The organism is Streptomyces sp. NPDC102274, assembly GCF_044766385.1.
Lineage (GTDB): Bacteria > Actinomycetota > Actinomycetes > Streptomycetales > Streptomycetaceae > Streptomyces.
Genome location: NZ_JBIWLW010000025.1, coordinates 71,532 through 91,640 on the forward strand (window position 1 = coordinate 71,532; position 20,109 = coordinate 91,640).

The window sequence follows — 20,109 nt, forward strand, 5'->3', positions numbered from 1 at the left end:
CGTTACGCGGTCCCGTACCGTGCCGGTGTCAGCCGGTGGCCGCCGCGGGCAGCGTGACCTCGAACCGGCAGCCGCCCGTCACATTGCGCACCTCGGCCCGGCCCTCGTGCGCCTCCACGATGCCCCGGACGATCGCCAGACCTAGGCCCGCGCCCGCGGGCGGGGTACGCGCCTGGGTGCCACGCCAGCCGGTGTCGAAGACCCGCGGCAGATCCTCGGCCGGGATACCACCGCAGCCGTCCGTCACGGAGAGGACCACGGAGTCCGCGCGCCGCTCGGCGGCCACCGCGACCGTGCCGTCCGCCGGGGTCCGGTGGATGGCGTTGACCAGGAGATTGGCGAGGACGCGGGTCATCTCCTTGCCGTCCACCTCGACCGGTACGGCCTCCACCCGGCCCCCGACCAGCCGTACCCCGTGCTCCCTGGCCAGCGGATCGGCGCCCGCGAGGGCCTCGCCGACCAGGTCGTACGCCGACATCCGGGTCGGGGCGAGCGCCAGCGCCCCGGCGTGGATACGGGACAGTTCGAAGAGATCGCCGACCATCGAGTTGAGCCGCTCCACCTCGGCCCTGATCTGCCGGAAGTAGCGGTCCGGGTCCTGGACGACGCCGTCCTCCAGCGCCTCGGACATGGCGCGCAGTCCGGCGAGGGGCGTACGCAGATCGTGCGAGATCCAGGCGACCAGCTCGCGCCGGGAGGTCTCCAACGCCCGTTCGCGCTCCCGGGAGGCGGTCAGTTTGGCGCTGGTGGCCGCCAGCTCGCGTCCCAGCGCGGCGAGTTCGGCGGTGGAGGCGCCATCGGGCGCGGCGAAGCTGCCGCCGTCGCCGAACGAGCGGGCGGCCAGCGCCAGATCGTGGCTGCGGGCGACCACCCAGCGTCCCAGCAGCAGCGCGGTGGCCAGCGAGACGACCGCGGCCATCGCCACGACCGTGGTGACGACGGAGAGGTCGTGGGCGGACAGGAACATCGCGCGGGCGACGACCAGCGTGCCCGCGAGCATGGCGGTGACGGTGACGGCGGCGACGACGGTCAGCGCGACGGCGACCGAGCGGTCCCGCAGCAACCGCAGCACCAGCGCGCCGAGCAGACCGGCGGCAACGGCGCCGAGAAAGGCCAGCAGAGCGATCAGCACCATGTCACGCACGGCGCCCTCGGCTCCCGTCGACGGGCGCGGGTACGGGCGCGGGTGCGGCTACCGGTGCGGGTGCGGCTACCGGTGCAGGTACGGATACGGCCGCGGCCTCTACGGAAGCCGCCGGTACGGAAGCCGGGACCGAAACCCGGCCGGGGACCGGGGCCGGGTCGTCGGCCGGTACGTCGAAGCGGTAGCCGACGCCCCAGACCGTCCGGATCAGCCGGGGCCTGGCCGGATCGTCCTCGATCTTGCCGCGCAGCCGCCGTACATGCACCGTGACCGTCGACAGATCACCGAACTCCCAGCCCCAGACGTCATGCATCAGCGTCTCCCGGCCGATCGCCACGCCGGGATGGCGCATGAGGTGGGCGAGCAGATCGAACTCGCGCAGCGTGAGCGCGAGCGGCCTGCCGTCCTTGGTGGCGCGGCGGCCCGCCGGATCGAGGGTGATACCCGCCCGGCGCAGCTCGGGCTCCGCGGCCCCCCTCGCGCGCCCCTGGTCACCGCTGTGGCGGCGCAGTACGGACTCGACCCGGAGCACCAGTTCCCGGGGGCTGAAGGGTTTGGTGACATAGTCGTCCGCCCCTATCTCCAGCCCGAGGATCCGGTCGTCCTCGTCGCCGCGCGCGGTCAGCATGATCACCGGTACGGGCGCGGTGGCCCGCAGCCGCTGGCACACCTCCAGGCCGTCCATACCGGGCAGCATCAGATCGAGTACCACCAGGGCGGGCGGGCCCGCGGCGGCGAGCCGCAGCGCCTCGGGGCCGTCGGCCGCCCGGTCCACGGAGAAACCGGCCCGCTCCAGATAGCCGGTGACGACCTCGGCGACGGTCGGATCGTCATCGACGACCAGGATGGTGTGCATACGTCCAGTCTCCTCGGGCGGTGACCGGTGCACCGCCCCTCACCTCTTACGAAACCATGACGCCCGACACCATGACGGCCATGGATCCCGGACGTCCGATTCGTTCAAGACCCGCCCGGCCCGCGCTCCTACGGTGGACGTATGACTACTGTTCCACGCACACCACGACTCGACGCCGTCGGCCTGGTCGTCTCCGACATGGCCGCCTCGCTCGCCTTCTACCGCCTGCTCGGTGTGGACGTCCCCGCCGACGCCGACACCGCGGCCCACGCCGAGGCCACCCTGCCCAGCGGGCTGCGGATCCTCTGGGACACGGAGGAGACCGTCCGCTCCTACGATCCGGGGTGGACCCGGCCGCGGGGCGGCGAGCGGATCGGACTCGCCTTCCTCTGCGCCGGCCCCGCCGAGGTGGACGCCACCTACGAAGCGCTGGTCGCGGCCGGGCACACCGGGCATCTCAAGCCCTGGGACGCCGTCTGGGGACAGCGTTACGCGGTGGTGGTCGACCCGGACGGCTGCGCGGTCTCGCTGTTCGCCAGCGCCGCGTAGGCGCCGAGCGTGAGCCCCGCCAGCTCGCGGGTCTCCCGGGCGAGATGCGCCTGGTCGGCGCAGCCCGCGGCGAGCGCCGCGTCGGTGAACGGCGCTCCGGCCCGTACGAGTGTCAGCGCGCGCTGGAGCCGCAGCACCCGGGCCAGGGTCTTCGGCCCGTAGCCGAAGGCATCCAGCGAGCGGCGGTGCAGCTGCCGGGCGCCCAGGCCGACGGTGTCGGCGGTGGCGGCGACCGTACGGCCCACTTCCAGCGCGTCGACGACCGCCCGGAGCAGCGGGTCCGGCGCTCCCGTCGCGGCGGCCCGGCGCAGCGCGACGGCCTCCAGGGCGGCCACCGGGTCCGCAGCCGCCGCCAGCCGGGCCGTCAGCCGGCGCACCTCGGCCGGCGACCACAGATCGGCCAGCTCCACCCGCCGGTCGCGCAGCTCGTGCGCCGGGACGCCGAGCAGCGCCGGCGCGGTCCCGGGCGCGAAGCGCACTCCGGCGCAGTACAGCCCGGCGATCCCCTCGGGGGCGTACGCGCGGGTGTCCGGCCCCGCGACCAGCAGTCTGCCGCCGATCCACAGCAGGTCCATACAGCCGTCCGGCAGCACGGGATAGGGAGGGGAGCCGTCGTCGGCCCGCGCCGTCCGCGTCCAGACGAACGCACCGTCCAGCCGCGATGCCCGTTCCTCGTACATACGGATCAGGTTAGGCCCTGTCCGACAGATCCCGTCTGGCACGCGACGCCCGGCACGCGGCGCCCGGCACGCGTGCTCGCCGCGTCGCCGGGCTCGCGTGCGCCGGCACCGCTCCCCGATCCGGCCCGAACCAAACGAAACGCCCTAAAGCCTCGCCGGGAAGTGGGCCATTGATCCAGAATGGGCGTCGGGCAGGTCCGGTAGGACGTTGTACTTTTCCGATCGCGGGGGCGACGATGACGGCACTGATGGAGTTCACGACCGACAGCGGTGCCACCGTGGTGGTGGAGGTCGACCGTGACACGCCGGGCGCCAGACCGGTCGCACGCGGCAACTCCCTCGCGCAGGCGGGCCATACCTTCGGCGAGGCGCTCCAGGGGATCCGCTCGGCCGCTGAATCCGCCCTCGCGGTGTTCCGGGACGGCTCGCTCAAACCGGACGGTGTGGAGCTTGAGTTCGGAGTGAAGCTGGTGGCGGAGGCCGGGGCGGTGATCGCCAAGACCTCGGCCGAGGGCCATATGACGGTCAAACTCTCCTGGAACCCGGGCACGACCGGTGAGCCGGGCACGGTCGCGGACCCGGCGGTCGCCGGAGGCTCCGGATCGACGGGCAGCCCGGGAACGACGGGGAGTCCGGGAACGGCGGGCCGGTGACACGCTCCCCGGCCTGGCACGCCAGGATCGACGCCGACGGGGCGGTGGGCTCCGGCTTCCTCGTCTCCGGCCGTACCGTGCTGACGTGCGCCCATGTGGTGACGGGCGACCGGGCCTCGGTGGTCTTCCCCGGCGCGCCGGGGCTCGCCCCCGTACCGGCCCGGGTCGTCGTACGGGGGCACGCCTGGGCGGGCGGGGACCGTGATCCGGGCGATCTCGCCGTTCTGGAGCTGGACCGGCCGGCGGGCCTCGCCCCCGCGTCCTTCGCCCCGCTCGACGCGCCGTACGCCTCGCCCGCGCCGAAGCTGGTGGCGTACGGCTTCCCCTACGGATACGACCAGGAGGGCGTGCAGAGCGAATTACGCGCCATCTCCAGCCAGTTGATCCGCGACGAGTGGGCGCAGCTGGGAGGCTGGCGGGGGTACGGGCAGGAGACCGACCACGGGTTCAGCGGCGCCGCCGTGATGCTGGAGGGCACCGGCGCGGTGGCCGGGATGGTCGTCTCGCACGATCCGGTGAGCCACACCAGCCGGATGATCCCGGCGCGGATCCTCGCCCGGCACTGGGCGCCGCTCGCCGATCTCGTCCCCACCCCCGGCTATCCGGCGGAGGAGAAGCGGTCGCTGCGCGAACTGGTGGCCCGCGTCGCCCCCTCCGGCTCCCGCGCCCCCTCCGGCTCCCCCGCGCTCGCCGGTGCCCTCGGCAGACTGCTGCGCACCGCCGCCGGGCCGCTGGGCGTGGAGCCGCCGCCCGGTGAGCCGGGCAGCCTCTGGGAGGCGGTCTGGTATCTGCTGTCGGAGGCCGGACGGCCGGGGCCGGGGGCGCTGCCGCTCGCCGAGCTCACGGTACGGCTGGCCGGGCTGGTCGGCGACGAGACGCTGGGCGCGGAGCTGCGCGACTGGTCCCGCACGCACCGCGCGCGGCACGATCCGCCTCCCGTGGCACCGCCCGCCGGGAGCCACGCGGCTGTGGGGACCATGGGCTACGCGCCACCGACGCTGTACGCGGCCGAGCACTGCGCCCCGAACGCGGTACCGTACGCGGCCGAGCACGCCGCGCCGTACGGTGCGGCCCCGTACGCGACCACCCCGGCCGTGGCGGCGGTCCCGGGACCGGCCGTCGCGACGCCGCCCGTGCGCCCCGCCACCCGCCGCTGGTCGCCGATCCTCGTCGAGATCAAGCGCAGCGGGGCCGACCGCGGCTCGCTGCTGGTCGAGGTGTCCGCGTACCGCGACGGCGGACGGCGGCTGGTCGGTGAAGAGCGGCTGGCGGAGGGCAAGGTCCGGGCCTGGGTGCTGGACCGTATCGACGACGCGTTCGCCGAGATCGACACCGAGGGAAGAGAACTGATCGCGTTCGCCCTGCCGCGCGCCTGGCTCAACAAGCCGGTCGACCAGTGGACGGCGCGCAAGGGGATGAACACACCGCTGGGGTGTGTCGCGCCGGTGGTGGTGATGGATCACGACCGGCGGGGCAGCAAACGGCTCCAGTTCCGGCTGAAGAAGATGTGGGACGTACTCGACCGGCAGCCCGGCTCGCCCGTCCACCCGATCAGCTGCGCGGGCTCCGCGCGGCCCGAGCTGCTGACCGTGCAACTCCAGGACGTGCTGGGTCCGGTGGGGCTGACCAGACCGCCGAGGAGCAAGGGTGACCGGCTGCACACCGCGGTACTGGACGCCCCGGCCCCGATCGTGCTGTGGCCGCGCACGGGCTGCGCCGGCGGGGCGGCCTGCGGCGACTCCTGCCGGGGCACCGAGTTCCTGAACGCGCTGGCCGACCAGCTCTCCGTACTGCCGCCCGGCGATCTGCCCGAGCGGATCTTCGAACTGCGCAAGAGCGCCTTCGGCCATGACGGGCCCGAGCCGCACTGGGCCGCCGGCCTCTCCTTCGTCTGGGAGGATCCGCGGTGGTTCCCCGACGTGCCCCCACTGAGCCATTCGCCGGTCGGCTGAGCCGCAGCCCGACACCGTCTAAGCCGAGACCTGGAGAACGGAATGTCCCTGTGGCCAGTCTACACCGGAGCCGATGAACCGCACGACGGCATCGGGCGGTTGCCCGAGCCGCCGCCCTGGCGCGCCTTCAACGGCGGCCCCGCGGTCGGGCCGCCCCAGGACGACCCGGCGCCCTCGCCGGACCGGGCGCACCGCGCGCAGGCGTACCGCGCGACGGACGAGAGCGTGCAACTGGTCAACGCCGCCCTGTACTTGCGGCGGCCCCTGCTGGTGACGGGCCCTCCGGGCAGCGGCAAGACGAGCCTCGCGTACGCGGTGGCACGGGAGTTGAAACTCGGCCCCGTACTGCGCTGGAACATCACCAGCCGGAGCGCTCTCGGCGACGGGCTGTACCAGTACGACCCGCTCTCCCGGCTCTACGCGGCGGGCCGGGGCCCGGAGAGCGGCGATCCGGAGCACACCAACATCGAGGACCATCTGCGGCTGGGCCCACTGGGCACGGCGTTGCTGCCGTACGAGCGGCCCCGGGCGCTGCTGATCGACGAGATCGACAAGAGCGATCTCGATCTCCCGAACGACCTGCTGAACATCCTGGAGGAGGGCCAGTACGAGATCCCCGAGCTGGTACGCGCCGCGCGGACCCGCTCCACCGCGGAGGTGCTGGTCGCCGACTCGGACCGGCTGGTGGCGCTGGAACGGGGGCGGGTGCGCTGCCGTGCGTTCCCGTTCACCGTCCTGACCAGCAACGGGGAGCGGGAGTTCCCGCCGGCGTTTCTGCGGCGCTGCGTCACACTGGAGCTGAAGCAGCCGGAGGCGGCGCATCTGGAGGCCATCGTCCAGGCGCATCTGGGCCCGCTCGACGGACAGGCACGCGAGCTGGTCCACCGGTTCCTGGAGCGGGGCAGCGGAGGCGAGCTGGCGACGGACCAGCTGCTCAACGCCATCTATCTGACCCGGGCTTCGGGGCTCGACGCGCCGACACGCGACGAGCTGGCGGACCGGCTGATGAGCTATCTGAGCCGGACACCGGAACCCGATGACTTCTGACCGGGCGGTCTCCGAACTGGCCGCGCTGCGCGAGGTGCTGGCGGCGGCGGGCGGCGCTCCGCCGACCGGCCGGGAGCTGGCCGAGGTGCTCTGGCTGGCGACGCATGTTCGGCCCGAGCCGGACTCCGAGACCGACGCGGACTCCGAAGCTGACTCCGAGGACGTTCTTCCGCCGCCCGAGCCGGGCGCCGCCCTGCGTGCGCCCCTCTCCCACGGGGCTTCCCGTGGCACGGATCCCGAGGGGACTCCCCCGGGACGGACCGTGCCGGACCCACGCTCCGGGTACTCCCTTTCCCCGAACAACCCGAACGGCCGGGTCGCCCTGCACCGCCTGTCGCCGCCCGCCGTCACCGGACCGGCGGCGCGCTCCCCGGCTCCCGACGCGCGGGCCGAGGTGCTCGCCCCCGCCCCGCCGATGATCTCCCATCCGCTCGCGGTCCAGCGGGCGTTGCGTCCGCTGCGCAGGACCGTGCCGTCGGCGCGCGAACAGGAGCTGGACGAGACGGGCACCGCGCACCGCATCGCCGCGCTCGGCGCCCGGCGCGGCCGGTGGCTGCCCGAGCTGCGGCCCGCACCGGAGCGCTGGCTCCATCTGCGGCTCGTCCTGGACTGCGGCCCGACGATGGCCATGTGGCAGCCGCTCGCGCACGATCTGTACACGGCCTTCGGGCAGACGGGCGCGTTCCGTACCGTGGAGCTGGTACGGCTCGGGGCGGACGGTTCCGTACCCCCTCGGCAGTGGACGGCCGGACGGACGTCGGTGCTGATCCTCAGCGACACGATGGGCCCGCAGTGGCGGCCGGGGCTGAGAGGAACGGCGGGAGTCGCGGGACGGCGGTGGTACCGGACGTTGCGGCGCTGGACCCGTGAACTGCCGGTGGCCGTGGTCCAGCCGCTGCCGGAGCGGATGTGGCGGCACACCCCACCGGCACCGGTGCCCGGACTGTTCACGGCGGCCGGTCCCGGCGCCCCCAACACCACGCTGCGCTTCACGCCGTACGACACCGAGGCGCGGGGCGTTCCCGTGCCGGTGCTCGAACCGACGCCGGAGTGGCTCGGCCACTGGGCGGGGCTGGTGGCCTCCCCGGCCGGCGCCGAATTCCCGGGTGCGGCGGCCCTGTTGCCCGCGGGACCACCGGCCGGCCCGTCCGCGATGCTCGCGGACGACGGGGCCGACGGAGCCGACAGGGACGACGGACTGATCCCGCGTGAGGTGCCGGCCAGGGAGCTGGTGCTGCGCTTCCGCTCGGTCGCCTCTCCGCAGGCCGTCCGGCTCGCGGCCCATCTGGCGGTGGGCCCACCGCACTTGCCGGTGATGCGGCTCGTACAGGCGGCCATCGAGGAGCGTCCGCAGCCGCAGCATCTGGCGGAAGTGGTGCTGAGCGGCATGCTCACGGCCGTACCCGGCCCCGCCGGTTCCTACGACTTCCGGCCCGGCGTGCGCGAACTGCTGCTCGGTGCGCTGCCGCGTACGGGGCTGGCCCGCACGGTCAACCTGCTCGAACGGGTGGGCGCGGTGATCGAGTCGCGCGCGGGCTCGGCACGTGGTGAGTTCCGGGCACTGCTCGCCGGCGACGGCCGGGCGGGGTACGGCCGGGCGGCGGGCGAGCCGTTCGCGCTGGTGAGCCGGGAGAGCGTACGCCTGCTCCGGGGGCCCGAGCCGCCGGGCGAGGCCGCCGGGGAGCCCGCGCCGGAGAGCGGCGGGCGGTTGCTGGCCAAGCGATACCGGCTGGTGGAGGTCATCGAACGCGGTACGCACGGCGTGGTGTGGCGGGCGCACGACCGGGACCGGGACCGTACGGTCGCTGTCAAGGTCTTCGACAGCCCTGGAGCGACGAGCGATTTCCTCCTGGAGATGGCGCGGGCGGAGCACGAGTCCACCGCCGCGCTGCGGCACCCCGGCGTCGTGAAGGTCCGGGAGCACGGCAGTTACGGCGATGTCGTCTACCTGGTCAGCGAGGCTCTGGGAGGGAGAACCCTCGACGAGCTGCTGGTGGAGAACGGACACCGTCCGCTCCCCGTGACCGGCATCATCCTCATCGCGGTGCAGGTGCTCGACGTCCTCGTCCATGCCCGGGAGAGAGGTATCCGGCCCGAGCCACCGTCCCTGACGAACATCATGCGGCTGCCGAACGGGACGGTGAAGTTCCGCGGATTCGAGGGCGTTCCCGGGGTCGAGGACGCCTACGACGAACTCCACGACCTGGGCCGTGTGCTGTACGAACTCGCCACCGGCGTCAAGCCCATCGGCGCCGCGAACACCTGGCACCCGCCGCGGGAACTCCGGCCCGACCTGCCGGTCCCGCTGGCGGAGGCGATCATGGATCTCCTCCTCGACGCCCCCGAGACCCGCCGACGCGGCGCCGACACGCTGAGGTCGGCCGTACCGGGCAGCACCTGGCAGTACGGCGTGCTGGGCCCGTTGCGGGCGATGCACGGCGGGCGTGACCGTACACCCGTCTCGCACGCGGGACGGATCGCCCTCAGCAGTTTGCTGCTGGCGCGCGGCGAGCCGGTGTCCGAGGCCGAGCTCGTCCTCGCTCTGGGGGACGCGCCCACGCTCCGGGACTCGACCCTCGTCGCGGATGTCCTCGTCGTCCTGCTGAGCGACGGGCATGCCGTGGAGGGGCCCGACGGGCACTACCGTCTGCCGCTCGACGCCGACGAGTTGGACCTCTCCCTCGCCGAACAGCTGGCCGCCGACGCCGCGCGTGCCGCGGAGGCGGGGGAGACACGGCGGGCCGCCTGGCTGTACGACGCCGCTCTCGGGCACTGGTACGGCGAGCCGCTGGACGGTATCGAGGGCGCCTGGGCCGAGCGGGAGCGGGAGCGACTGCACGCGTGGCGCCGCTCGTTGGAGGCCGCCCGCGGCGCGGTGCCGGGGCCCGGCACGACGAGCCCACCGGAATCCGGAGCCGCGCCGGAAGCCGCGTCCCCGCCCGAGGCCGTCCAGGGTGACGATGTCCACCTCGCCATCGGCGGCGCCGAGTTGTTCGGCGTCCCCAGGGACACCCGGACCGAAGCCAAACTGTTCTTCATCCCCCGCTTCCGGCACGCGTGCCGGGAGGCGTTCGGCGACCCGGGCACCTTCGAGGAGCGCGGCACCCCCATGGTGCCCGACACCACGCTGCGTGTGACGGCCGGACCGGAGTACACGACGGCCGATGTACTCGACCGGCTCGTCGACCCGTTCGCTCCGCTCCTGGCCGAGGGGATGTCGAGCTGGCTCTTCCCGCTGCCCGTGGTGCTGACCATCCATTTCCACTCCGGGCCGCCGGACGCCGTGGCGCTGGAACTGGAGCGGAAGTCCCCGGCCCTGGGAACGCTGGGCGGCATGGGGTTCGGGAAGATCGCCATGATGCTGGGGCTACGGGACGACCTGTACCGGCGGGTCGGCGCGCCCGAGGGCTACCGTCCCTTCGACATCGAGACCGAGGACGGCAGCACGCATGTCGTCTGGTACCGGGTCATTCACTACGCGCCGCCCAAGCCCGCGAACCGGCCCTCCTGGCTGCGCCGTCTGTTCGGCGGCGGCGATACCGCCGAGAACGAGAACACAGCGGCCGCGGAGACCCCGGGGAACACCGAGCCGGAGGGCTAGGGCCTCTCGTTTGGATCAGGCCGGGCTCGCGAGCCCTGGCACCATGCCTCGCCACGTTGTCGTCAGTCGCCGACTCCCCCACAGCCTCAAGGGCGTGGGAGGTGCCCCCTCCGCGTCGGCTCCCTCCTCCGCCTCGCGATCCACGGCACCAGCCCCCGCTCCCTGATCCGGCCTGATCCAAACGAAAGACCCTAACTCCCCTGGCTGTCCCGGCCCTTGTCACGGCTCTCCCGCGTCCCGTGCAGCCCCGCCCTCATCCGCGACCTGACATCGTCCGGCGGCAGGAACCTGGACCAGCGCTCCGGGAACTCCGACGGCATGTCCGGGTCGGTCACATCGTCGTCCTGCGGCCCGTCCGGTCCCTCCGCCGCGACCGTACGGGCCACCAGCTCCGCCGCCTGGGCCGCGCGCAGCCGTTCATTGGCCGCCCGCGCCGCGGCCGTGGCGACCGACGGCCAGACCCGGTCGATGGCGGCGTTGACCGCCGCGCCCACCAGCACCGCGAACGCCGAGACACCGATCCAGAGCAGCACGGCGATGGGGGCGGCGAGGGAGCCGTAGATGGTGGGGCCCTCGACCGTACTGGTCAGATAGATCCGCAGCAGGAAGCTGCCGAGCACCCACATCCCGAGGGCGACCAGCCCGCCGGGAACGTCCTCGATCCAGCGCGACCGTGCCGGTACGGAGACGTGGTAGAGCGTGGTGAGGAAGACGATGGAGAGCAGGATCACCACCGGCCAGTAGAGGACGCTGACGACCTCCGTGCCCCAGGGGATGAGCTCGACGACGCGGTCGGGGCCGACCACGGCGAGCGGCAGGACCACCGCGCCGATCACGATCGCCACGAGGTAGAGCAGGAAGGCGAGCAGCCGGGTCGCGACGATGCCGCGCCGGCCGTCGAGCCCGTACATCACGGTGATGGTGTCGACAAAGACATTGACCGCGCGGGAACCGGACCAGAGCGCGATCGCGAAGCCGAGCGAGATCACATCGGGCCGCCCACCGTGCGTGATGTCCTTCAGCAGGGGTTTGGCGATCTCGTCGACGCCTCGCTGCGAGAGCACCGTGCCGGCCGCCGAGAGGATGTTCTTCTCGATGGAGGCGACGGTGGTGGTGTCGGTCCAGTCGTCCACATAGCCGAGCAGCCCGATGAGTCCGAGCAGCAGCGGCGGCAGCGAGAGCAGCGTGAAGAACGCCGCCTCGGCCGCGAGCCCCAGGATGCGGTACTCGATGCACGAGTTGACGGTGTCCTTCAGCAGCAACCAGGCCATCTTCCGCTTGGATACGTCGCGATAGAGGACTCGGGCCCGGTGGAGTCGACCCGCCGGCCGCTCGGGTGTTTCTTTTGCTGCCTGCACCTCCTTACCGTATCGGCATGGCAGCCAGCACCCACACAGTGACCAACCAGGTTCCGCCCCTGGTGGGGTACGACGTCTTCAGCGCCGACCGTGCCCTGACCGAAGGCGTGGAGCGGCACAGTGCGCCCGCACTCCTCGACGAGACCCGAGCGGAGCTGACGGCCCTCGGCCGGGCCGCCGGATCGGCCGAGGCCCAGGAGTGGGGTGCGCTGGCCAATGAGAATCCCCCGAAGCCGCGCACCCATGACCGCTACGGGAACCGGATCGACGAGGTGGACTTCCATCCGGCCTGGCATCAGCTGCTGGGGCGCTCGGTCGGCGCGGGACTGACCGACGCCTGGGGCCGGCCCGGCGGCCATCTGCGCCGTGCGGCCGGCTTCTTCGTCTGGACGCAGGTGGAGGCCGGGAACGGCTGTCCGGTGTCGATGACGCACGCCGCGGTGCCCGCGCTGCGTACGGAACCGGAACTCGCCGCCGAGTGGGAGCCGAGGCTGATCTCCCACCGGTACGAGCCGGGTCTGCGGCCCGCCGCGGAGAAGGCCGGCGTGCTCTTCGGGATGGGCATGACGGAGAAGCAGGGCGGCAGCGACGTACGGGCCAACACGACGGGGGCGGTGCCGCTGGACGCGGCCGGCGAGTATCTGCTGACCGGGCACAAGTGGTTCTGTTCCGCGCCGATGTGCGACGGGTTTCTCGTCCTGGCGCAGGCACCCGGCGGTCTGACCTGTTTCCTCGTACCGCGCGTGCTGGCCGACGGCACCCGCAATGTGTTCCGGATCCAGCGGCTCAAGGACAAGCTGGGCAACCGCTCCAACGCCTCCGCCGAGGTCGAGTTCGACGGGACGTGGGCACGCCGGGTCGGCGAGGAGGGCCGCGGGGTGCGCACCATCATCGAGATGGTGGCGGCGACCCGGCTCGACTGTGTGGTGGGCTCGGCCGCGCTGATGCGGCAGTCGGTGGCGCAGGCGGTGCATCACGCCACGTACCGCCGCGCGTTCGGCGGTGAGTTGATCGACAAGCCGCTGATGCGCAACGTACTGGCCGATCTGGCGCTGGAGTCGGAGGCGGCGACGACCCTCGCGCTGCGGCTGGCGTCCGCGTACGACACCGTCCAGAACGGTGGTGACGGCGCGGACCGGGAACGGGCCTTTCTGCGGCTCGCGGTGCCCGCGGCCAAGTACTGGGTGACCAAGCGCTGTACGCCGGTCGCGGCCGAGGCCCTGGAGTGCCTGGGCGGCAACGGCTATGTGGAGGAGTCGGGTATGCCGCGGCTGCTGCGCGAGTCCCCGCTCAACTCGATCTGGGAGGGCTCGGGGAATGTGCAGGCCCTTGACGTGCTGCGGGCCCTCCAGCGCGAGCCGGAGGCGCTGAACGCCGTGCTCCGGGAGGTCGGCGAGGCACGGGGGGCCGATCACCGGCTGGACGGCGCGATCAAGGGGCTGCTGACCGAACTGGCCGATCTGTCCGGCATCGAGGCGCGGGCCCGGCGGCTGGTGGAGCGGCTGGCGCTGGTGCTCCAGGGCTCGCTGCTGGTGCGATGGGCGCCGCCGGAGGTGGCCGACGCGTTCTGCGCCTCGCGGCTGGGCGGGGACTGGGGCACGGCCTTCGGCACGCTGCCCCCCACGCTCGATCTGGCATCGGTCGTGGACCGGGCTCGGCCGGTCAGGGGCTAGGGCGGACAGAACCTGGCGGGCCCGCCGGACAGGGCCGAGGCGCTGTCCGGCGGCAAGCCGGGGTGGCGCCGCGCCGACACGGCACCACCCCTGGCTTGCCTTCACTTTCACGCACCCACCCGCGCTCCGCCAGAGTTGCAGGCCGTTGCAAGCGGGCGCGCTGGATATCCGAAGCACCGCAGGTGACACGGGGGGCCCGATGAAGGACGTACCGCTGAAGGACGCACCACTGAACGACGTGCCGCTCGATCTGACGCGGCTCATGGCCATGGACAGTGCGCGGGCCGCCCGGCTGCTGCACCGGGTACGGGACGCCGCGCTCGCGGGTGAGCCGCCGCCGGTGGCTCCCCGGCCGGTGATCGAGGCGTCCTGGCGGCGGATGCTCGGGATCGGGCTGGATCCCGACCGGTCCGCGAACGGGGTGCTGCTGGAGCCGGACGAGCTGGAGCAGCGCAGACGCGCCTCCGCGCTGGGCGACGTGATGAACACGCTCAGCGGCTCCCTCGGCGAGATCGTCCGCTCCTCGCGCCAGGTGATGGTGGTGACCGACGACGAGGGGCGGGTGCTGTGGCGGGAGGGCGGCCTCGCGGTGCTGCGGCAGGCGAACGGCATCCGTCTCGAAGAGGGCGCCGCCTGGTCCGAGCGGGCCATGGGGACCAATGCGATAGGTACGGCGCTGGCGCTGCGCCGGCCGGTGCAGGTCCACTCGGCCGAGCATTTCGTCCGTGATCTGCACACCTGGACCTGCGCGGCGTCGCCGGTGCACGATCCGCGCGGCGGGCGGCTGCTGGGTGTGGTCGATGTGAGCGGCCCGGCGACGGGCTTCCATCCGACGACACTGGCGCTGGTCAGTTCCGTCGCCCGGCTCGCGGAGAGCGAGCTGCGCCAGCTCCACGGCCGGGCCGTGGAGCGGCTGCGTTCGGTGGCGGCGCCGATCCTGTGCCGACTGGGGGGCCGCGCCCTGGCGGTCGACCCCCATGGCTGGACGGCGGCGGTGACGGGCATGCCGCCGATGGACCGGCTGCGGCTGCCGAAGACGCTGCGGGCCGGCCGGCTCTGGCAGCCCTCGCTGGGCATGTGCACGGTCGAGCCGCTGCCCGGCGGATGGCTCATACAGGTGGACGAGGAGTGTCCGCCCGCCGAGACACCCAGCCGGGTGGTGCTGGACCTGAGCCGCCCCCGGCGCTGGTCGGTCGCGGTGTCCGGGTCGGCGGGCGGCTGGGCGCAGGAGCTCACCCCGCGCCATGCCGAGTTGCTGTACATCCTGGCGGTGCACCGGGCCGGCCGCAGCGCGGCGGAGCTGGCGGGCGATGTCTTCGGCGACACCACCAGGACGGTGACCGTACGGGCCGAGATGTCGCGGGTACGGCGCCATCTGTCGGGTGTGCTGGCGCACCGGCCCTACCGCTTCAGCGAGGAGGTCGAGGTGGAGGTCGTACGGCCCGAGGACCCCGGCGATCTGCTGCCGCACTCGACGGCCCCGGCGGTGCTCGGCGCACGGCGGCAGCCCTGTCCGTGACGGCGGTGGGGCGGGGCCGCACGGGGGCACGTCCGGGCGCGTTCGGGCGGCGTGGTTTTCTGGCCGGTATGAGCATCTCTGTGACCACCTGGTCCCTGGAACAGACCTCGCCCGACGATCTGCGGCCCGCGGCGGAGCCCGCGGGCGAGGTGCGGATCGTACGGGCGGAGGTGCCGTCCGCGGAGTTCAGCCGGTTCCTGTACACGGCCGTCGGCGACGACGTGAGCTGGCGTGACCGGCTCTCGCTGACACGGGAGCGGTGGCAGGAGACCATCGCCGCGCCCGGGGTGGAGACCTGGGTGGCGTACGAGCGGGGCACCCCGGCGGGGTACATGGAGCTGGCGGCGCAGGACGGGGCGACGGTCGAGATCGTGTACTTCGGGCTGATCCCCGCCTTCCGGGGCCGGCGTATCGGCGGCCATCTGCTGTCGTACGGGGCGGCCAGGGCCTGGGACCTGGCGGAGCGGTGGCCGCGTACGGAGCCGACCAAGCGGGTCTGGCTGCACACCTGCTCGAAGGACGGGCCGCACGCCATGGACAACTATCTGCGCCGGGGCTTCCGGCTCTTCGACACCAAGACCGAAGAGGAGCCGTAGAGCAGGCTCCAAACCCGCCGGGGCAGTGACAGACACCACACCGTCCCGCAATATGGGACGACTAGGTCCACACTTTGGATCCTAGTGGACTGCCCTGAGATCTGCGTGCCACGCTTCCATCATGTCCCGAGCTGGAATTGCCTTGGTGAGTCGGCTGCACGTCGACCTCGGCCGCATGTCCAGCGCCATCTGTCCGGCGGGCTGAGAGTCCCAGCACCGCCGCGATCCAGCGATCTCACGCGCTCCCCGACTTCTCTCTGAATCCTGCCGCGCACTACCGCGCCCACGCGCGAGTGTGCGGTTCAGAGCCGCCCTCCCGCATGTCTCGAAGGACGTATCCGCCATGGCCGCCACCCCGGACAAGCCCGCCAGCGCCACGCCACGCCGCAAGGTGAGCCGTCACCGCGGCGAGGGCCAGTGGGCCGTGGGTCACTTCACTCCGCTCAACGGCAATGAGCAGTTCAAGAAGGACGACGACGGCCTCAATGTGCGGGCCCGCATCGAGAACATCTACTCCAAGGCCGGGTTCGACTCGATCGACCCCAATGACCTGCGCGGCCGGATGCGCTGGTGGGGTCTCTACACCCAGCGCAAGCCCGGGATCGACGGCGGCAAGACCGCGATCCTGGAGCCGGAGGAGCTGGACGACGAGTACTTCATGCTGCGGGTACGGATCGACGGCGGCCGGCTGACCACCGAGCAGCTGCGGGTCATCGGCGAGGTCTCGCAGGAGTTCGCGCGCGGGACGGCCGACATCACCGACCGGCAGAACATCCAGTACCACTGGATCCGGATCGAGGACGTGCCGGAGATCTGGAACCGGCTCGAAGCGGTGGGTCTCTCCACGACCGAGGCGTGCGGTGACACCCCCCGCGTGATCCTCGGTTCGCCGGTGGCCGGTATCGCCGAGGACGAGATCATCGACGGCACCCCGGCGATCGACGAGATCCAGCGCCGGATCATCGGCAACCCCGACTTCTCCAATCTGCCGCGCAAGTTCAAGTCCGCGATCTCCGGATCGCCGTCGCTGGACGTGGCGCACGAGATCAACGACATCGCGTTCGTCGGGGTCGACCACCCGGAGCACGGCCCCGGTTTCGACCTCTGGGTGGGCGGCGGGCTCTCCACCAACCCCAAGATCGGCCAGCGGCTCGGCGCCTGGGTGCCGCTGGACGAGATCCCGGACGTCTACACCGGTGTCATCTCGGTCTTCCGTGACTACGGCTACCGCCGGCTGCGCACGCGCGCCCGGCTGAAGTTCCTGCTCGCCGACTGGGGCGCGGAGAAGTTCCGCCGGATCCTGGAGGAGGAGTACCTCAAGCGCGAGCTCATCGACGGCCCGGCGCCCGAGCAGCCCGTACACCGCTGGCGGGACCACGTCGGTGTGCACCGGCAGCGCGACGGCCGCTTCTACGTCGGGTTCGCACCGCGCGTCGGCCGGGTCGACGGCGCCACGCTGACGAAGATCGCCGAGCTGGCGGCGGCGCACGGCTCGGGCCGGCTGCGTACCACCGCCGAGCAGAAGATGATCGTCCTCGATGTGGCGGAGGACCGGATCGACTCGCTGGTGGCCGGTCTTGAGGCGCTGGACCTGCGGGTCGATCCGTCACCGTTCCGGCGCGGCACGATGGCCTGCACCGGCATCGAGTTCTGCAAGCTGGCGATCGTCGAGACCAAGCGGCGCGGCGCCACGCTCATCGACGAACTGGAGCGCCGTATCCCGGAGTTCGACGAGCCGATCACGATCAACGTCAACGGCTGCCCGAACGCCTGCGCCCGTATCCAGACCGCGGACATCGGTCTCAAGGGACAGCTGGTGCTGGACAAGGACGGCAACCAGGTCGAGGGCTTCCAGGTGCATCTGGGCGGCGCGCTGGGCCTGGAGGCCGGATTCGGCCGTAAGGTCCGCGGTCTGAAGGTCACCTCCGAGGAACTGCCCGACTACGTCGAGCGGGTGCTCGGGCGGTTCCAGAAGGAGCGCGAGGACGGCGAGCGCTTCGCCAGCTGGGCGGCGCGCGCGTCGGAGGAGGCGCTGTCATGAGCGAGCGCGCGGCGCCCTTCTACTGCCCTTACTGCGGCGACGAGGACCTGCGTCCGAACGAGCAGGGACATGGCGCCTGGGAATGCGCGGCATGCAATCGCGCCTTCCAGTTGAAGTTCCTCGGGCTGCTGTCCCGTGGACTCCAACGGAGCGATGGAGGCGAAGAGATATGACCGGACTGACGGAGACCGACGATCCCCGCGCGCTCGCCGAGCGTGCGGGCCGCGCACTCGAAGACGCCTCGGCCCTGGAGATCCTCACCTGGGCCGTCGACACCTTCGGCGAGCGGTTCTGTGTGACGTCCTCGATGGAGGACGCGGTGGTCGCCCATCTCGCCTCCCGGGTACGGCCCGGTGTCGATGTGGTCTTCCTCGACACCGGCTATCACTTCCCCGAGACCATCGGCACCCGGGACGCGGTGGACGCCGTGATGGACGTCCATGTCATCACGCTCACCCCGCGCAGGACCGTCGTCGAGCAGGACGCCGAGCACGGCCCCCGGCTGCATGACCGCGACCCCGACCTGTGCTGCGCCCTGCGCAAGGTCGCGCCCCTTGAGGAGGGCCTGGCGGGGTACGACGCCTGGGCCACCGGACTGCGCCGCGACGAGTCCCCGACCCGGGCCAATACGCCGGTCGTGGGCTGGGACGAGAAGCGCGGCAAGGTCAAGATCTCCCCGATCGCCCGGTGGACGCAGGACGATGTGGACGCCTATGTCGCCGAGCACGGTGTGCTCACCAACCCGCTGCTGATGGACGGTTACGCCTCCGTGGGGTGCGCCCCCTGCACCCGCCGGGTGCTGGAGGGCGAGGACGCGCGCGCCGGCCGCTGGGCCGGACGCGCCAAGACGGAGTGCGGGCTGCACGGATGACGGGCCGCCAGGAGGGACGTGCGAGCGTGACGGAGACGCCGGGGATCGTGACGGAGACGGCGCGGATACCGGGGACGACCGGCACGACGGGGGCAACGGAGCAGGGCGCGACGGTCTGGCTCACCGGACTGCCGAGCGCCGGCAAGACGACCATCGCGAACGCGCTGGCGGACCGGCTCCGCGCCGAGGGCCACCGTGTCGAGGTGCTCGACGGCGACGAGATCCGGGAGTTCCTCTCCGCGGGCCTCGGCTTCAGCCGCGAGGACCGGCACACCAACGTGCAGCGCATCGGGTTCGTCGCCGAGCTGCTCGCCTCGAACGGCGTCAAGGCGCTGGTGCCGGTGATCGCACCGTACGCGGACAGCCGCGAGGCGGTGCGCAAACGCCATCAGACCGAGGGCACCGGGTATCTGGAGGTGCATGTGGCCACGCCGGTCGAGGTGTGCTCCGTACGCGATGTGAAGGGTCTGTACGCCAAGCAGGCGGCCGGCGAGATCTCCGGACTGACCGGGGTGGACGACCCCTACGAGGCACCGGACTCGCCCGATCTGCGGATCGAGTCGCACACCCAGTCCGTACCGGAGTCCGCCGCCGCGCTCCACGCGCTGCTCACCGAGAGGGGTCTCGCGTGACCACCACCGTAGCCACCATCGCCGAGGGCACGGACGCCCCCTACGCGCTGAGCCATCTGGACGCCCTGGAGTCCGAGGCGGTGCATATCTTCCGGGAGGTGGCGGGCGAGTTCGAGCGGCCGGTGATCCTCTTCTCCGGCGGCAAGGACTCGATCGTCATGCTGCATCTGGCGCTGAAGGCGTTCGCGCCCGCGCCGGTGCCGTTCTCCCTGCTCCATGTCGACACCGGCCACAACTTCCCCGAGGTGCTCGAATACCGCGACCGCACGGTGGCCGCGCACGGACTGCGGCTCCATGTCGCGTCCGTGCAGGAGTACATCGACGCGGGAAAGCTGCGCGAGCGGCCCGACGGCACCCGTAATCCGCTCCAGACCGTGCCGCTCACCGAGAAGATCCAGGCCGAGCGGTTCGACGCGGTCTTCGGAGGTGGCCGGCGCGACGAGGAGAAGGCCCGCGCCAAGGAGCGGGTGTTCTCGCTGCGCGACGAGTTCTCGCAGTGGGACCCGCGCCGTCAGCGGCCCGAGCTGTGGCAGCTCTACAACGGCCGGCACGCCCCCGGCGAGCATGTCCGGGTCTTCCCGCTCTCCAACTGGACCGAGCTGGACGTCTGGCAGTACATCGCCCGCGAGGGGATCGCGCTCCCGGAGATCTACTTCGCGCACGAGCGGGAGGTCTTCCAGCGCGGTGGCATGTGGCTGACCGCCGGGGAGTGGGGCGGCCCCAAGGAGTCCGAGCCCGCCGAGAAGCGCCGGGTGCGCTACCGCACGGTCGGTGACATGTCCTGCACGGGCGCCGTCGACTCCGACGCCACCACGCTCGACGCGGTGATCGCCGAGATCACCGCCTCCCGTCTCACCGAGCGCGGCGCGACCCGCGCCGACGACAAGATGTCCGAGGCCGCGATGGAAGACCGCAAGCGCGAGGGGTACTTCTAGCC

General features: G+C 72.4%; 18 protein-coding genes. 14 read left to right on the forward strand and 4 right to left on the reverse strand.

The annotated features are described in order from the left end of the window. Positions 1-28 precede the first annotated feature (28 nt). Together ACIRQP_RS28680 and ACIRQP_RS28685 are read right to left on the reverse strand one after the other, a co-directional pair. The gene (locus tag ACIRQP_RS28680) at positions 29-1,144 is read right to left on the reverse strand and encodes a sensor histidine kinase (protein WP_403894560.1); all 1,116 of its coding nucleotides are present in this window, start codon (positions 1,142-1,144) and stop codon (positions 29-31) included. After that, a complete protein-coding gene (locus ACIRQP_RS28685) occupies positions 1,137-1,991 on the reverse strand; it encodes a response regulator transcription factor (protein WP_403894711.1) in 855 nt (284 codons plus the stop codon). The genes ACIRQP_RS28680 and ACIRQP_RS28685 overlap by 8 nt, the downstream gene beginning before the upstream one ends. A gap of 150 nt (positions 1,992-2,141) precedes the next feature. Here ACIRQP_RS28685 and ACIRQP_RS28690 point away from each other — a divergent pair, with 150 nt between their 5' ends. Continuing rightward, complete coding sequence (locus ACIRQP_RS28690; RefSeq protein ID WP_403894563.1) at positions 2,142-2,549, forward strand: VOC family protein; 408 nt, start codon at positions 2,142-2,144, stop codon at positions 2,547-2,549. Here ACIRQP_RS28690 and ACIRQP_RS28695 read toward each other — a convergent pair. Continuing rightward, on the reverse strand, positions 2,489-3,229 hold the full coding sequence (locus ACIRQP_RS28695; protein ID WP_403894566.1) for a helix-turn-helix domain-containing protein: 741 nt from the start codon (positions 3,227-3,229) through the stop codon (positions 2,489-2,491). The genes ACIRQP_RS28690 and ACIRQP_RS28695 overlap by 61 nt on opposite strands. 248 nt (positions 3,230-3,477) lie before the next feature. On the opposite strand from ACIRQP_RS28695, the gene ACIRQP_RS28700 reads away from it, so the two are divergent. The 4 genes from ACIRQP_RS28700 to ACIRQP_RS28715 are packed head-to-tail and all read left to right on the forward strand — an operon-like array spanning position 3,478 to position 10,482. Then, complete coding sequence (locus tag ACIRQP_RS28700; RefSeq protein WP_403894568.1) at positions 3,478-3,882, forward strand: CU044_2847 family protein; 405 nt, start codon at positions 3,478-3,480, stop codon at positions 3,880-3,882. Continuing rightward, positions 3,879-5,834 (forward strand): trypsin-like peptidase domain-containing protein, encoded by a 1,956-nt coding sequence (locus ACIRQP_RS28705; protein WP_403894571.1) that lies wholly within the window; start codon positions 3,879-3,881, stop codon positions 5,832-5,834. Before ACIRQP_RS28700 ends, ACIRQP_RS28705 begins: the two co-directional genes overlap by 4 nt. Positions 5,835-5,876: 42 nt before the next feature. After that, a complete protein-coding gene (locus tag ACIRQP_RS28710) occupies positions 5,877-6,881 on the forward strand; it encodes an AAA family ATPase (protein ID WP_403894574.1) in 1,005 nt (334 codons plus the stop codon). Then, entirely contained in the window at positions 6,871-10,482 is a 3,612-nt protein-coding gene (locus ACIRQP_RS28715) for an SAV_2336 N-terminal domain-related protein (protein ID WP_403894576.1), read from the forward strand. Before ACIRQP_RS28710 ends, ACIRQP_RS28715 begins: the two co-directional genes overlap by 11 nt. A 191-nt stretch (positions 10,483-10,673) precedes the next feature. On the opposite strand, the gene ACIRQP_RS28720 is transcribed toward ACIRQP_RS28715, so the two are convergent. After that, entirely contained in the window at positions 10,674-11,840 is a 1,167-nt protein-coding gene (locus ACIRQP_RS28720; RefSeq protein ID WP_403894579.1) for a YihY/virulence factor BrkB family protein, read from the reverse strand. Positions 11,841-11,857: 17 nt separating this feature from the next. Between ACIRQP_RS28720 and ACIRQP_RS28725 the strand changes: the two genes are divergently transcribed. From ACIRQP_RS28725 to cysD, 9 genes are all read left to right on the forward strand, one after another. Next, positions 11,858-13,513: an acyl-CoA dehydrogenase family protein gene (locus ACIRQP_RS28725; protein ID WP_403894582.1), complete on the forward strand. Its 1,656-nt coding sequence runs from the start codon at positions 11,858-11,860 to the stop codon at positions 13,511-13,513. Positions 13,514-13,712: 199 nt separating this feature from the next. Further along, the gene (locus ACIRQP_RS28730; RefSeq protein ID WP_403894585.1) at positions 13,713-15,032 is read left to right on the forward strand and encodes a GAF domain-containing protein; all 1,320 of its coding nucleotides are present in this window, start codon (positions 13,713-13,715) and stop codon (positions 15,030-15,032) included. A 68-nt stretch (positions 15,033-15,100) separates the two neighbouring features. Next, positions 15,101-15,628: a GNAT family N-acetyltransferase gene (locus ACIRQP_RS28735; RefSeq protein ID WP_403894588.1), complete on the forward strand. Its 528-nt coding sequence runs from the start codon at positions 15,101-15,103 to the stop codon at positions 15,626-15,628. Positions 15,629-15,749: 121 nt separating this feature from the next. Then, positions 15,750-15,833 carry a putative leader peptide gene (locus ACIRQP_RS28740; RefSeq protein ID WP_326614601.1) on the forward strand — a complete coding sequence of 28 codons (84 nt, stop codon included), beginning with the start codon at positions 15,750-15,752 and terminating at the stop codon, positions 15,831-15,833. A 138-nt stretch (positions 15,834-15,971) separates the two neighbouring features. After that, positions 15,972-17,669, forward strand: a complete 1,698-nt coding sequence (locus ACIRQP_RS28745; RefSeq protein ID WP_403894591.1) for a nitrite/sulfite reductase — start codon at positions 15,972-15,974, stop codon at positions 17,667-17,669. Beyond that, complete coding sequence (locus ACIRQP_RS28750) at positions 17,666-17,842, forward strand: hypothetical protein (RefSeq protein ID WP_165371890.1); 177 nt, start codon at positions 17,666-17,668, stop codon at positions 17,840-17,842. Before ACIRQP_RS28745 ends, ACIRQP_RS28750 begins: the two co-directional genes overlap by 4 nt. Then, on the forward strand, positions 17,839-18,540 hold the full coding sequence (locus tag ACIRQP_RS28755; protein ID WP_403894594.1) for a phosphoadenylyl-sulfate reductase: 702 nt from the start codon (positions 17,839-17,841) through the stop codon (positions 18,538-18,540). Before ACIRQP_RS28750 ends, ACIRQP_RS28755 begins: the two co-directional genes overlap by 4 nt. Continuing rightward, a complete protein-coding gene (cysC, locus tag ACIRQP_RS28760; RefSeq protein WP_403894597.1) occupies positions 18,537-19,172 on the forward strand; it encodes an adenylyl-sulfate kinase in 636 nt (211 codons plus the stop codon). Before ACIRQP_RS28755 ends, cysC begins: the two co-directional genes overlap by 4 nt. After that, a complete protein-coding gene (gene cysD, locus ACIRQP_RS28765) occupies positions 19,169-20,107 on the forward strand; it encodes a sulfate adenylyltransferase subunit CysD (RefSeq protein WP_403894600.1) in 939 nt (312 codons plus the stop codon). The genes cysC and cysD overlap by 4 nt, the downstream gene beginning before the upstream one ends. Positions 20,108-20,109 lie beyond the last annotated feature (2 nt).